We start from the raw sequence: 13428 nt of genomic DNA on the forward strand, positions 1-13428 counted from the left end.
CGTGCGGCGCCGCGGGCGTCGAGCCGCCGGCCGGCCCCCTGCGGGCCGGCCGACCGGGGCGTACCGGGCCCGTCAGCCGGCGGGGCGGCGGACGGCGGTCGCCGCGGCCCGCGCCGCCCGGTGGGCCAGCTGGGTCGTGGAGCGCCCGTCCAGGTAGGGCAGGACCACCGCCTGACCGCCCCACGCCCGCAGCACCTCCGCCTCGGGCAGGTCCTCCGCGGAGTAGTCGCCGCCCTTCACCCACACGTCGGGCCGCAGCCGCGTCAGCAGCTCCGCCGGGGTGTCCCCGTCGAAGACCGCGACCGCGTCGACGCTGCCCAGACCCGCCAGCACCCTCGTGCGGTCCGCGATCGGGTTCAGGGGGCGGCCCGGCCCCTTCAGCCGGCTCACCGACGCGTCGGAGTTCACGCAGACGATCAGGCAGTCGCCGATCCGCCGGGCGCTCTCCAGCAGGCCCACGTGGCCGGCGTGCAGCAGGTCGAAGCAGCCGCCGGTCGCCACCACCGTGCCTCCGCGCGCCCGTACCCGCTCCGCGACGGCGAACGGGTCGGTCACCGGCGCCGCGTGCCGCCCGGTCGGCGGCGGCGTCCGCCACAGCGCCGGGTTCCCCGCGCCGCCGGCGGCGACGAACGCCGCCGCCTCCGCGACGCCGCGCTGCACGGCCTCCTCCGGCAGCGCGCCGTCCGCCAGGGCCGCGGCGGTGGCCGCGGCGAAGCAGTCGCCCGCGCCGCAGGGGTCGCCCGACGCCCGGTACGGGGCGGGCACCAGCATCGGCGTACCGGCGTCCGGCCCCGGCCGGGTCAGCAGCACGCCCCGCTCGCCGAGCGTCACGGCGACGGCGGCGGCGCGCCACCGCTCGGCGAGCGCCGAACCGCGCTCCGCGTACGCCCGCAGGGACTCGCCGCCCGCGCCCGGCTCCAGCGACCGGGTCTCCGCGGCGTTCGGCGTGACGACCCGCACGCCCGGCACGGGGTCCCCGCCCCGCGGGTGCGGGTCCCACACGAGCGGGACGCGCGGGGCGATGGCCGCCAACTGCTCGCGGACCGCGCCCGCCGTACGCCGCCCGTAGTCGGCGACCAGCACCGCCTGGGCGGCCGCCAGCGTCTCGCGGACCGCGTCGCCCGGCCGCCCCGGGGCGCCGCCGCCCCGGTCGATCCGCACCAGCGGCCGACCCGACGCCAACACCCGCGTCTTGACCGGCAGCGTCCCGCGCAGAGGCAGCTCGACGAGCCGGACGCGGCCCTCCAGGGAGCGCCGTACCGCGTCGCTGGCCGGGTCGTCGCCCAGCGCGGTCACGAGGACGACCTCGCGGCCGCCGCGGGTGGCCAGCGCGGCCGCCAGCGCGGCGCCGCCGGGCCGCCGGTGGTCGCCCGTCACGTCCACGACCGGAGCCGGCGCGTCCGGCGCCAGGCGTGTCGCGACGCCCTCGACGTCCTCGTCGAGCAGGGCGTCGCCGACGACGACCAGGGGGCGGCGGGCGTTCACGACATCCTCCGCCGGGCCGCCGCCGGCGCGAACGCGCCCGCCGCCCGGCCGCCGCGCATCGGCGGGCCCGCCGCGAGCGCCGCGTCGAACGACTCGCACAGCACGTGCACGGCCACCAGGTGCGCCTCCTGCACGGTCGCCGTCGTCGCCGCGTCGACGCACAGCGCCTCGTGCGCCGCCTCGGCCAGCGGGTTGGGCCCGGGGCCCGTCAGCGCCCACACGCGCAGGCCCGCGGTGCGCGCGGTCGCCGCCGCCGTGATCAGGTTCGCGCTCCGCCCGGAGGTCGACAGCAGCAGGAGCACGTCACCGGGGCGGCCGTGCGCCGCGACCTGCCGGGCGTACACCTGCTCGAAGCCGTAGTCGTTGCCGACGGCCGTCAGGCTGGAGGTCTCGGCGTGCAGGGAGATCGCCGAGTACGCCGGCCGCTCACGCCGGTAGCGGCCCACCAGCTCGGCCGTCAGGTGCTGCGCCTGGGCGGCGCTGCCGCCGTTCCCGGCGGCGAGGAGCCGCCCGCCGCCCGGGAGGACGGCGGCGAGCCGCCCACCCCAGTCGGCGATCCGGTCCAGGTGGGCGCCGCGGAACCGGCCGAGCGCGTCCTCGAGCGACAGGCAGTGCCGCCTCGCCGCCTCCAGGGCGGCGGCGGGGAACTCTTCGGGGAGGGGGAGTTCGGTCATGTCTGGTCGGGGCGCCTGCTCCGGCGTGGCCGCCGCGGCGGACCCGCACCTCCTTCGGTCCGTTGGCTGTGGTCCGCGGCGTCAGACCGCGTCGGTCACGGCGGGCCGTGCGGCCCGCACCTGCACGTACACGGCCTCGGTGGCCGCCCCCACCCGCGCCCAGTCGTACCTGCTGAGCACCCGGCGCCGCCCCGCCGCCCCGCACGCCGCGCGCAGCGCCGGGTCGGCGAGGAACCCGGCCACCGCGCGCGCCAGAGCGTCGGGGTCGCGCGGCGGGACGAGCCGACCGCACTCCGGGTCGGCGACGGTGTCGAGCTGCCCGCCCACGGCGCTGGCCACGACCGGCCGTCCGCAGGCCATCGCCTCCAGCGGCACGATGCCGAACGGCTCGTAGTCCCCCGGGCACACCACCACGTCGGCGCTCCGCAGCAGCGGCGCCACCTCGTCCCGGCTCACCGCGCCGGTGAACAGCACCCGGTCGGCGACCCCGGCGAGCCGGGCCACGTCCCGCAGCCGCCGCACCTCCGGGTCCCCGTCGAGCCGGTCCGCGGGCGGGCCGCCCACGATCACCAGCTCCGCGTCGGGCAGCCGGGTCAGCGCCGTGACGGTCACCGCCGCGCCCTTGCGCGGCACCAGCCGGCCCAGTTGGAGCAGCCGGAAGCGGGCCGGGCCGCGCCCGGCCGCGGGCCCCGTCGGGCTGAACTGCTCGGGGTCGACGCCGCAGGGGACGACGCTCACCCGCTCCGGCGGTATGTGCATCCGGCGCAGCTCCCGCACCTCGTCGCGGCAGGTGGCGATGATCCGGTCGCAGGCCAGGCCCACCTCGCACTCGGCGGCGATCCGCTCCGGCGGGCTCGTGTCGGACGCCCGCTGGTGGCGTCGCTTGACCGTGCCGAGCGCGTGGTACGTGTGCAGCAGCGGCACCCGCAGCGTGCGCGTCGCGAGGACCGCGGCGACGCCCGACATCCAGAAGTGCGAGTGCATCACGTCGGGCGGACGCGCCTCCAGGGCCCGCGCCACGTACCGGCCGAACGCCGGCATGTACGGCAGCAGTTCGTCCTTCGGGACGGGCTCGGGCGGTCCCGCCGGGACGTGGTGGACGACGACGCCGGGACGCATCGTGACGAGCTCCGGTGCCGTGGGGTCGTCCCGCCGGGTGAACACCGTCACGTCGTGGCCGCGGTCGGCCAGTGCCCCGGCGAGTCGCGCGACGTGCACGTTCTGCCCGCCCGCGTCCACGCCGCCGAGCGCCGCGAGCGGGCTCGCGTGCTCGGAGACCAGCACGATCGACAGGGGCTCCACGGAGCCGTGGGTGGTCGTCATGAGCGCACCTCCGTCAACACGCGCTCCCAGTCCGCCAGGAAGCGCTTGAGCCCGTACCGTTCGAGGGCCGCCTGCCGGGCCCGGGCGCCGTCCTCGGCGGCCGCGCCGGGCTCCGCCACGTACCGCCGCACGGCCCGCGCGAGCACCTCCGGCCGGGTCGACACAATTCCGGTGCCCGCCGGGACCGCCTCGACCGCCTCCGTGGTGGCCAGTGCCACCACGGGCATGCCCAGGTGCATCGCCTCCAGCAGCGACAGTCCGAGCGACGTCCAGCGCACCGGGTGCAGGTACACCCGCCGCTCCGCCATCGCCGCGTGCAGCTCCCGCTGGGGCAGGTCGCGGGCGCGGCACCGGTCCTCGGGCAGGCCCAGGTGGGCGGCGAGGCCCTCGGTGCGCATCCCGAACACGTCGAGCGGCGCCGCGTCGGCGAACGCGGGCAACAGGTCCGTCCCGGTGTACCGGCCGCGCCGCACAGGCTCGTTGACGACAACGGCCGCCCGGGCCAGCCGTCCCGTGTACAGGTGGCCGGGGTCGACCACGCCGTGCTCGATCACCACGGCGCGGGCCCGCCCGCTGTCCCAGAACAACCGGTTGAAGTGGGTGACGTGGACGAGCGTGAGGCCGTCGCGGTCGGCGCACGGGTGCCGGGTGTCGGGCACGTCGCCGTCGGGGGCGTTGTGCTCCAGGTACACGGCCGGCACGTCACGGCCGGGACGGCGTCCGCCAAGCCACCGCTCGGCGAGCGCGAACTCCTCGGGCCGCTGGAGCAGGACCACGTCGACGTGCTCCTCGCGCAGCTGCTCCGGCGTCACCTCCCGGACGCTGTCCGGCCAGCTGAAGGTCCGCGCCCGGCCGCGGCCGTCGGGGCCGCGGTCCGGCAGCACGGGGACGAGGTAGGTGTGGGGGCCCTGGACGAACGCCGTCGTCCACGAGCCGTGCACGTGCCACAACAGGATGTTCACCGCGCGGCCCTCCTCACGGACTGCGAGTCCTGCGAGTCGGAGGTGAAGAAGGGGCCGCGGCGCACCGCGTACGGGCCGATCGCCAGCAGGTCGACGGGGGTGGAGCCGAAGCACTCCAGCGCGTCGCGCGGGTCGTCCACCATCGGCCGGCCGGCCGTGTTGAGGCTGGTGTTGACCACCACGGGCAGTCCGCTGAGCCGTTCGAACTCCTCCAGCATCCGCGCCACCAGCGGCTCGCCGACCCGGTCGACGGTCTGGATGCGGGCCGTGCCGTCGACGTGCACCACCGCCGGGATGCGGTCGCGCCACTCGGGCGCCACCTCGTGCACGAAGAGCATGTACGGGCTGGGCAGCTGCCCGGTGAAGATCTCCGATGCACGGTCGGCGAGCACCATCGGCGCGACGGGCCGGAACTGCTCGCGGCCCTTCACGTCGTTGAGCCGCTCCAGGTTCCCGGCGTGGCCGGGGTGGGCCAGCAGCGAGCGGTGGCCCAGCGCGCGCGGTCCGAACTCGGAACGCCCCTGGAACCAGGCGACGATCGCGTTGTCGGCGAGCGCCTCGGCCACGGTCGCCGCGATGTCCGGCGGCCGTTCGAACGGTACGGCCGCGGTCTTGAGCCAGGCGCCCAGCTCCGCGTCGGACCAGTCGCGGCCCAGGTCGGCGCCGCCCATCGGCAGCACCTCGTCCCCGCCGCCCGCGGCGAGCAGCACCGCCCCGCCCAGCGCGGTGCCGGCGTCGCCCGCGGCGGGCTGTACCCACACGTGGGAGAAGGGGCCCTCACGCGCGATGCGGGCGTTGGCCACGCAGTTCAGGGCGACGCCGCCGGCGAGGGTGAGGAGGGAGTCGTGGGTCTGGCCGTGCAGCCAGCGCACCAGGTCGAGCAGCGTCTCCTCCAGCACCGCCTGGGCGCTGGCCGCGAGGTCGGCGTGGTCCTGCGTCCACGCCTCCTGCGCGCCGCGCGGCGGGCAGAGCTCGCGCCACGGGACGCCCGCCGCGTGGAAGCCGCCGTCGCCGGTCGGGTACACGTACCGGCGCAGCTCCTCGCGCATGCGGGGGCGGCCGTACGAGGCGAGGGCCATCACCTTGAACTCGTCCGAGGAGCGCAGGAACCCGAGGTGCTCGGTCAGCTCCTCGTAGACCAGGCCCAGCGAGTGCGGCAGGTCCTGCGCGGCGAGCGGCTCCAGCCGGTGGTGGACGCGCCGGGCCGCGAGGTGCGAGGCCCGCTCACCGCGCCCGTCCAGGACCAGCACGGACGACGTGTCCGCCCCCGCGCCGTCCGCCGCGAAGGCGCTGGACGCGGCGTGCGCCATGTGGTGGGGGACGAACCGCACCGCCTCCGGGTCGAGGCCGGGCAGCGCGGTGCGCAGGAAGCCGGGCGCCTCACGCGCGTAGGTGAGCCGCAGGTGGTCCCACGGGTCGTCGAGCCCCATCTCGCCCGCGGGGCGGGCGAGCGCGGGGTCGAAGGAGTACGCGACGGCGTCGAGGTCCTGCGGGCGCAGCCCGGCCCGTTCGAGGCACCACGCGGCGGCCTTCTCCGGGAGTTCCCAAGCGGAGAACGGCAGTGGTCGCTTGCCGTGCTTGCGCCGAGAGAAGCGTTCCTCCTCCGCGGCGGCGACCACACGTCCGTCGACGACCAGCGCGGCGGCGGGATCGTGGAAGAGGGCGTTGATTCCGAGAATGCGCATGGGGTCCCTGTCTTTCGGCACGTCGGCCGGGGAGGCGACGGCGGGGGGAAGGGGAGGAGGTGGAAGGGGAGGAGGAGGGAAGGGGAGGGGAGCGGCTGGGGGGGTGTCAGGCGCCCGGGTCCGCGGCGGCGGTCGAGCGGAACCAGTCGATCGTGCGGCGCAGCCCGTCCTCGGCCGTCACGCGCGGCTCCCACTGGAGCTTGTCGCGGGCCAGGGTGATGTCCGGGCAGCGCACGGCCGGGTCGTCGGTGGGGCGTTCGATGTAGCGGATCTCGGAGGAGGAACCGGTCAGCTCGATGACCAGGCGCGCCAGCTCGAGCATGGTCAGCTCCGCCGGGTTGCCGATGTTCACCGGCCCGCGCAGCCCGTGCGCCGCGGCGGCGAGCACACCGCGCACCGTGTCGTCGACGTAGCACAGCGAGCGGGTCTGGAGCCCGTCCCCGGTCACCGTCAGCGGCTCGCCGGCGAGCGCCTGGCGGACGAACGTGGGCACCGCGCGGCCGTCGTGGCCGCGCATCCGCGGCCCGTAGGTGTTGAACAGCCGCACGATGCCCACGTCCGTGCCGCAGGTCTCGGCCTGGGCGGTCGACAGGGCCTCGCCGAACCGCTTCGCCTCGTCGTACACGCTGCGTGGGCCGACGGGGTTGACGTTGCCCCAGTAGCGCTCGTTCTGCGGGTGCTGCTGCGGGTCCCCGTACACCTCCGACGTGGAGGCGAGGAGGAAGCGCGCCCCCGCGCGGTGTGCCAGTGCCAGCGCGTGCCGGGTGCCGGAGCTGCCCGTCTCCAGGGTGTGCAGGGGCAGTCGCAGGTAGTCGGCTGGCGACGCGGGCGAGGCGAAGTGGAGCACCAGGTCGGGCGGGCGGTCGACGTCGAACGGTTCGGCGACGTTCGCCTCCAGCAGGGTGAATCCGGGGTCGTCCAGCAGGTCCGCGACGTTCTCGCGGCGTCCGGTGCTGAAGTCGTCCACACAGGTCACGGCCGTGCCGTCGGCCAGCAGCGCGTGGCAGAGGTGCGAGCCCACGAAACCGGCGCCGCCCGTCACGACGGCGTGCTGCCACTTCTGCGCGGGGGACGTGCTCATACGTGCTCCTTCGGTCGTCGGTCTTCGGTCGGCCGGCCGTCCGCCGGTCCCGGTGGGTCCGTCCGGCCCGTCCCTCGTCGGTGGGCCGTCGGTCGCCGGGGGCGAACGGGTCGTCAGGTGGTCGGCGGTTCGGTGGGATGGCTCGGGCCGGCCGGGTCGGTCGGTGGGGTGGCTGGGGGCGGTCCGGTCGGTCGGGGTCGCGGTGGTCGGGCGGCGGACCGTCAGGGCGCCACGGTCTCGGAGATGAGCAGGTCGGCCAGTGCGGACGTGCCGCCCTCGGCGAGCACCCGGCGTTGCAGATCGGCCGGGGTCCCCTGCTGGAGCAGCCGGTGGACCAGGGAGGCGACCTCCCGGTCGTCGCCGGCCTCCTCCAGCGCCGGGGTCACGGAGTCGAGCAGCCGCGCCAGGACGTCGCCGGCCCGTCGGCACCTGCCCTCGGGGTCCATGAGCAGGTCGCTCAGACCGTGCCGGGCGGCGTACCAGTTGGCGGCCTGGAGCCGCTCGGGCGGGCAGTCGGGCGGGGGCTCCCCGGTCTCCTCCGCACGCAGGGCGGTGGACACCATGGCCCGTACGAGCCCGACGAACATGACGGCGGCGTCCGCCCTCAGCTGCACGTCGGTGCAGCGCACCTCCAGGGTGGGGTACCGCTCGGAGAGCCGCGCCTGCCAGTAGATCTGGCCGGTGTCGCTGATCGCCCCGGAGTCCAGCAGGACGCGCACGCGCCGGTCGTGGTCGGCGGAGTCGGCGAAGGAGGGGGGCGGGCCGCTCACCGGCCACCGGCCGAAGATGACCGTCCGCCAGCTCGCGAAGCCGGTGTCGCGGCCGTCCCACAGCGGCGAGTTCGCCGACATCGCGACGAGGACCGGCAGCCAGGGCCGGATCCGGTTGAGGACGGCGACGGCCCGGGCCCGGTCGGGGACGGCGACGTGCACGTGCATGCCGCTGACGAGTTGCTCGTCGACGAGCTGGGGCGCCTGGGAGCGCATCGCCAGGTACCGGGCGCTCGCGGTGACCGGCTCGGGGCCGGGCCCGCGGAAGGGGGCGGTACCGGTCGCCACGATCCGGCAGCCGTTCTTCTCGGCCGCCGTACCGAGGGCGTGCCGCAGTCGCAGGAGGTGGCCGCCCACCTCGTCGAGGTGGGAGCAGATCGGTGTGGCGACCTCGATCTGCGACTGGAGGAGTTCCGACTGGACCTCCTGGTCGTCCACGATCGGGCCCAGCCCCGCCGCCGCGCGGACCTCGTCGGCGAGGGGCACGGGGAGGCAGGTGACCGGATCGACGAGGAAGTACTCTTCCTCGACCCCAACTGTGATCATGTCGCCTCGGGTACCCGTAAAAACCCCAACAAATCGGGCATAAGGCGCGTAGCGCTGCGCTCACCCGAACGGCTCACGGCGGCGTGCGGAACGCGGCCGGGCAGGTCAGCGCGGTACGCGCCGGCACAAAAGGCCGGAGCGCGCAGCCGGCGGCAGGGGCCCGGCGGCAGGGCTCCGGGGGCCCGCGGGCCCCGACCGTATGGCCCCGGAAGATGCGGGCCCCTGCCCCGCGGGCCAGGGAGAGGTCACCCCCCTCGCCCGTCCAGGCGCTCCAGGACGGCGTCGAGGACCTCGTCCGGGCCGATCCGCAGCAGCCGCGGGTCCGGCCGCGCGGCGTGCGGGTCGCCGGGCGGGCCCGGGTGCCAGAGCGCCGCGTGCCGCGGGTCCGGCGGCGGGCCCCACAGGCGCGGCGGCACCGGACCGAAGAGGGTCACCGAGGGCGCCCCGTACGCCACCGCGACATGGGCGACCCCCGTGTCCCCGCTGACCACGGCGGCCGCCCCGGCGCACAGCGCGGCGAGCCGCCCGAACGGCAGCCCGCCCGCCAGCACGTCCGACCCGTCCAGGCCGGTGGATCCGGCGATCCCCGCGAGCAGCGCGTCCTCCCCGGGCCCGCCGGTCAGGACGACGCGGTGGCCGCGCCGCCGCAGTTCCCGCACGACCGCCGCGTATCGCTCCGGCGGCCAGCGCCGCGCCGCGCTCGCCGCGCCCGGGTGGACGACCACGGCCCCGGGGGCGGGGGACGGCCCGCCGGGGGGCGGCAGCCGGAGGTCGCCGGGGTCCGCCGGGGCGCCGTACCACGCCAGCAGCCGGCACCAGCGGTGCCGCTCGTGCTCGTCCGCCGTCCACGCCGGGCCCGCGATGTGCGGGGTCCCCGGGTGGGCGAAGGCCAGCAGCCGCCCGGGCCGCGTCCGCTCCAGCAGCAGATGGCTGGAGGGGCCCTTCCCGTGCAGGTCGACGGCGGCCTCCGGCGGCGGCCCGGACCACGGCAGCCGGGCGGGCACGGCGCGCCCGGGCGCCGACGCGGGCAGCAGCGCGTCCACGGCGTCGACGGCCGCCACCACCCCGCGCAACGCCTCCGGGGCGGCGAGGACCACCTCGTGGCCGGGAAAGCCGCGCCGCACCGCCCGCAGCGCCGGCACCCCGGCCAGCAGGTCGCCGAGCCCCAGCGCGCGCAGCACCAGGACGCGGGGCCTCACGCCCCCGTCCCCAGCAGCTTGTCCACCGCCGCGACCACGTCCTCCGCCGTCACCCCGTCGAGGCAGGGGTGGCCCGCCACCGGGCACACGCGGGCGCGGGTACCGGCACAGGGGGCGCCCTGGTCCCCCAGGAGGACGTGCGGAACGCCGTGCGGCCCCCAGCGCTCGGCGGGGACGACCGGAGAGAAGAGCGACACGACGGGCGTCCCGACGGCCGCCGCGAGGTGCGCGGGGCCGGTGTTGCCCGTGACCACCGCACCCGCCCCCGCCAGCACCGCGGCCAGCTCCGGCGGCCGGGTGCGGCCGCCCAGGTCCACGCCGTGGGCGCCGGCGACGTACGCGGTCAGCTCCCGTTCGTCCGGGCCGCCCGTCACCACGACCCGGTGGCCGGCCACGGCGAGCAGCCGGACCGCCTGCGCGCACCGCTCGGGGCTCCACCTGCGGGCGGGGACGCTCGCGCCCGGGTGCACCACGACGTAGGGGCCGGGGCCCGTCAACTCCGGCGCGGCCGGGGCGTGCCGCACCCGCAGCCGCCCGTCGTCGCCCGGCGGGCGGGGGTGGCCGGCCGCCTCGGCGAGGGCGAGCGCCGCCTCCGCCTCGTGGGCGTGCGGCGCCCGCCGGTGGCGCACGTCCAGCAGCGAACCGGGCGCGTCGACGCTGTCCGCCGCGATGTACGCGACGCCCGCCATGCGCAGCAGCAGCGCCGCGGGCAGCGGGCTCTGGTGGAACGAGGTCAGGACCAGCGCCGCGTCGAACCGGCCGGCGGCCACCCGGTCGACGAGCCGGCCGACGTCCGCCCGGTCCACGGCGGGCGGGTCGAAGCCCACCCAGGGCGCCTGCCACACCAGCACCTCGGCGACGCCCGGCAGCAGCCGCGCGGCCGGCGCGCCCTGCGGGCCGCACAGCATCGCCACCCGGTCCGCCCGGTGCGCGACCGCGCGGACCGCGGGGCCGGCGAGGAGGACGTCACCGAAGCTGTCCAGGCGGACGACGAGCGCCCTCATGCGGGCCTCCGGACGGTCGAGGGGCGCCCCAGCACGTGCCGGACGGCGCTGAGCAGGTCCCGGCAGACGTCCGGCGCCTCCGCCACCTCGGCGGGCAGCGTCCGCGTCGTCGGGACGAGCACGCCCCGGGCGCCCGCGGCGCGCGCGGCACCCATGTCCGCGCCGATGTCACCGATCACGACGCACCGCTCCGCGGTCACGCCCAGCGCGGCCGCCGCCCGCAGGACGAGACCGGGGGCGGGCTTGCGGCAGGCGCAGCCGTCCTCCGGTACGTGCGGGCAGTGCACCCACACGTCCAGGGGGCGGCCCAGCAGGGCGTCGACCTGGGCGTTCACCTCCCGTACCGCCGCCTCGGTGAGCAGCCCGCGGCCGATGCCCGACTGGTTGGACACGACGCCCACCGGCACGCCGCGGGCCCGCAGCAGCCGCACCGCCGCCCGCGCGCCCGGCATGAGCCGCACCCGCTCGGGATCGCCGTTGTACGGCACGTCCACGACGAGGGTGTCGTCGCGGTCGAAGAGCACCGCGGCGGGCAGGCCGCCGCCGCGCCCCCCGGCCCCGCCGCCGTCGGCCGGTGCGGTCGAGCCGTCGACGGCGCGGGGTGCGGCACCCGCCCGCCCGGGGCGGCCGGTTCCTTCTCCGGCGGGCCCCGGGCAGGCGCCGCTCGTACGCGTCCGGGCGCGGCCGGTACCGGCCCGGGCGACACCCCAGGCGTCCGCCTCGGCGGCGCTGTCGGCGGCCGCGCCGCCGTCCGCGGCAGCGGCCCCGGCGGTGCCCGTACCGGACGGGCCGACGCCCGCCGTGGCCGCCCCGGCTCCGCCGCCGTCCGCCGCCGCGCGGACGGGGTCCGGCCCGCTCACGTCCCGCCGCCGTTCCAGCACCCGGCCGAGCGGTGCCGCACCTCGCCCGCGAGCCGGTGCCAGGTCGCGAGCACCGGGATGGCGGCGCTGGTCAGCGCCATGGTGACCACCTCGTCGCGAGTGCGGGGCCCCGGGGCGATACGGGCGCGGGCGAACTCCGCCGTACCGAGCAGCCAGGCGCCCGCGGCCCAGGCGGCGGCCGTGCGGCGCCCGCCCGCCGCCAGCACCACGGCGAGCGCGCCCGCCGCGGTGATCGCCGCGTGGCGGCGGATGCGGCCGCGCGGGGCCGCGGCGCGCTCCCACCAGTCGGGGCCGTGCAGCCGCGCCATGAGCGCGTCGTCGGCGTTGCCCCGCTGGACCCGCAGCGAGACCCACCGGTCGGCGGGCCGTACCGGGTGCTCGGTGCGGCGGGTGCCGCGCCGGATGGCCCAGCCCGCGTCGATCAGCCGCAGGGCGAGGTCCGCGTCCTCGCGGAAGGCCCGCGGGAACCGCTCGTCGAAGCCGCCCACGGCGCGCAGCGCCTCGGTGCGGTACGCCATGTCGGCGGTCGCCCACAAGGCGCGCTCCAGACCGGCGGTGTTGCGCTCCCAGTCGGTGGGGGGCCGCCCGCCGGGGAGTGGGACGCGCAGGACGCCCTGCACGCCGCCCGTGCCGGGGGCGGCCCCGGCGAGGTCGCGGGCGAGTTCGGCGCGCCAGGTGGGGCCGACGCGCACGTCGTCGTCGAGGAGGACCGTCCACGGCTCCCGCACCGCCCGCAGCCCGGTGTTGCGGGCCGCCGCCGGACCGCGGCCGCCGCTGCGCAGCACGACCGCCCGGTCGGCGAGCGGACCGAGCGCGTCCAGGGGCAGGGGGGCGGGGCACTCCCCGGGGGGCGGCTCGCCCGGCCGGTCGTCGACGAGGACGACGCGGGCCGGCTCCGGGCCCTCGCCGGTCGCGAGGGCCCGGAGGCAGTCGGCGAGACAGGGCCGCCCGATGGTGGGGACGACCACGGCGTACGGCGCGGGCGGAGAGCTCATGGGGCGGCGCCTCCCGATATGGGCCGGTCATGAGGGCGGGTGATGCCCGTTTCGGTCACCTTATGCATGGATCACCCGGTTCCGCAGGGTGATCCGCCGCGGGCGGGGTGGCGGCGGATCGGGGCGCGCGGGGGAGTGGCGGAGGGCCGGACGCGGGCTCGGTGGGGTGTTTCGGCCGATTGGCTCGAACGGCCGAGGATGGTTTATCGTTCATCTATGCGGAGGTGGGGCAGCCCTTCACCACCGCGTGAGCTGCCCCGGCTGGTTCCCCCGTCCAGCCGGGGCTTCCCCTTTTCCGGGCCGGGCGTCCCACGGCCCGAAGGGCCCGCTCCCCGCGCCCCCGCCTGCCTCCCTCGCCACCTCCCGGGCATGACTTCGCCGTGCCGAGGAACTGTGGAGGGATGACCGAATACGAACGCTCACGCACCATGCCCGCCCCGCCCGAGCAGGTCTTCGACCAGGCCGCCGACGTCAGCCGGCTGGACGACTGGCTGCCGGGGGACCTCCACGTCCGGGCCGGCGACCCGCCGGCGGTCACCGTCCACGAGGACCGCACCGACGAGGACACCCCCGCGCTGCTGCGTCCGCGCAAGGAGCAGATGCGGCTGGAGTGGGGCACCCGCGAGCAGGGCTCCTACGCCGGCTGGCTCCAGGTCGCCGGCATCGACAGCGGCGCCAGCGAGGTCACCGTGCACCTCTCGTTCTTCGAGGGGTCCCACGACCCGGGCGAACAGCGCGTGAACGAGGCCCTGGACGGCAGCCTGAGCAGCCTGGCCGAACTCGTCCGGCTGCGGGTCGACACCCCCGGCGGCTGACGGCGCCC

Annotated in this window: 12 protein-coding genes; 1 reads left to right on the top strand and 11 read right to left on the bottom strand. The window is 77.6% G+C overall.

What is annotated here, in order from left to right; all coding sequences use genetic code 11:
• Positions 1–72: 72 nt before the first annotated feature.
• The 11 genes from rfaE2 to LPA54_RS09600 all read right to left on the bottom strand — a co-directional run bounded on the left by rfaE2 (position 73) and on the right by LPA54_RS09600 (position 12605).
• Positions 73–1485 (bottom strand): D-glycero-beta-D-manno-heptose 1-phosphate adenylyltransferase, encoded by a 1413-nt coding sequence (rfaE2, locus tag LPA54_RS09550; protein WP_228975778.1) that lies wholly within the window; start codon positions 1483–1485, stop codon positions 73–75.
• Positions 1482–2159: an SIS domain-containing protein gene (locus LPA54_RS09555; protein ID WP_228975780.1), complete on the bottom strand. Its 678-nt coding sequence runs from the start codon at positions 2157–2159 to the stop codon at positions 1482–1484. The genes rfaE2 and LPA54_RS09555 overlap by 4 nt, the downstream gene beginning before the upstream one ends.
• An 81-nt stretch (positions 2160–2240) precedes the next feature.
• Positions 2241–3482, bottom strand: coding sequence for a glycosyltransferase (locus LPA54_RS09560; RefSeq protein WP_228975781.1), 1242 nt, complete (start codon positions 3480–3482; stop codon positions 2241–2243).
• Positions 3479–4444: a glycosyltransferase gene (locus LPA54_RS09565; RefSeq protein WP_228975782.1), complete on the bottom strand. Its 966-nt coding sequence runs from the start codon at positions 4442–4444 to the stop codon at positions 3479–3481. Before LPA54_RS09565 ends, LPA54_RS09560 begins: the two co-directional genes overlap by 4 nt.
• Positions 4441–6129 carry a carbamoyltransferase C-terminal domain-containing protein gene (locus LPA54_RS09570; protein ID WP_228975785.1) on the bottom strand — a complete coding sequence of 563 codons (1689 nt, stop codon included), beginning with the start codon at positions 6127–6129 and terminating at the stop codon, positions 4441–4443. Before LPA54_RS09570 ends, LPA54_RS09565 begins: the two co-directional genes overlap by 4 nt.
• A 106-nt stretch (positions 6130–6235) precedes the next feature.
• Positions 6236–7210 (bottom strand): NAD-dependent epimerase/dehydratase family protein, encoded by a 975-nt coding sequence (locus LPA54_RS09575; RefSeq protein WP_228975787.1) that lies wholly within the window; start codon positions 7208–7210, stop codon positions 6236–6238.
• A 221-nt stretch (positions 7211–7431) separates the two neighbouring features.
• Positions 7432–8526, bottom strand: coding sequence for a glutamate--cysteine ligase (locus LPA54_RS09580; RefSeq protein ID WP_228975789.1), 1095 nt, complete (start codon positions 8524–8526; stop codon positions 7432–7434).
• A 245-nt stretch (positions 8527–8771) separates the two neighbouring features.
• Entirely contained in the window at positions 8772–9725 is a 954-nt protein-coding gene (locus tag LPA54_RS09585) for a glycosyltransferase family 9 protein (RefSeq protein WP_228975791.1), read from the bottom strand.
• On the bottom strand, positions 9722–10729 hold the full coding sequence (locus LPA54_RS09590) for a glycosyltransferase family 9 protein (protein ID WP_228975794.1): 1008 nt from the start codon (positions 10727–10729) through the stop codon (positions 9722–9724). The genes LPA54_RS09585 and LPA54_RS09590 overlap by 4 nt, the downstream gene beginning before the upstream one ends.
• The gene (locus tag LPA54_RS09595; RefSeq protein ID WP_228975981.1) at positions 10726–11265 is read right to left on the bottom strand and encodes an HAD-IIIA family hydrolase; all 540 of its coding nucleotides are present in this window, start codon (positions 11263–11265) and stop codon (positions 10726–10728) included. The genes LPA54_RS09590 and LPA54_RS09595 overlap by 4 nt, the downstream gene beginning before the upstream one ends.
• A 320-nt stretch (positions 11266–11585) precedes the next feature.
• Positions 11586–12605, bottom strand: a complete 1020-nt coding sequence (locus LPA54_RS09600) for a glycosyltransferase family 2 protein (RefSeq protein ID WP_228975797.1) — start codon at positions 12603–12605, stop codon at positions 11586–11588.
• 401 nt (positions 12606–13006) lie between these two features.
• Between LPA54_RS09600 and LPA54_RS09605 the strand changes: the two genes are divergently transcribed.
• On the top strand, positions 13007–13420 hold the full coding sequence (locus tag LPA54_RS09605; RefSeq protein WP_228975799.1) for an SRPBCC family protein: 414 nt from the start codon (positions 13007–13009) through the stop codon (positions 13418–13420).
• Positions 13421–13428: the final 8 nt, after the last annotated feature.

Origin of the sequence: Streptomyces sp. DH12 (assembly GCF_020873895.1) — a bacterium.
Taxonomy (GTDB): domain Bacteria; phylum Actinomycetota; class Actinomycetes; order Streptomycetales; family Streptomycetaceae; genus Streptomyces.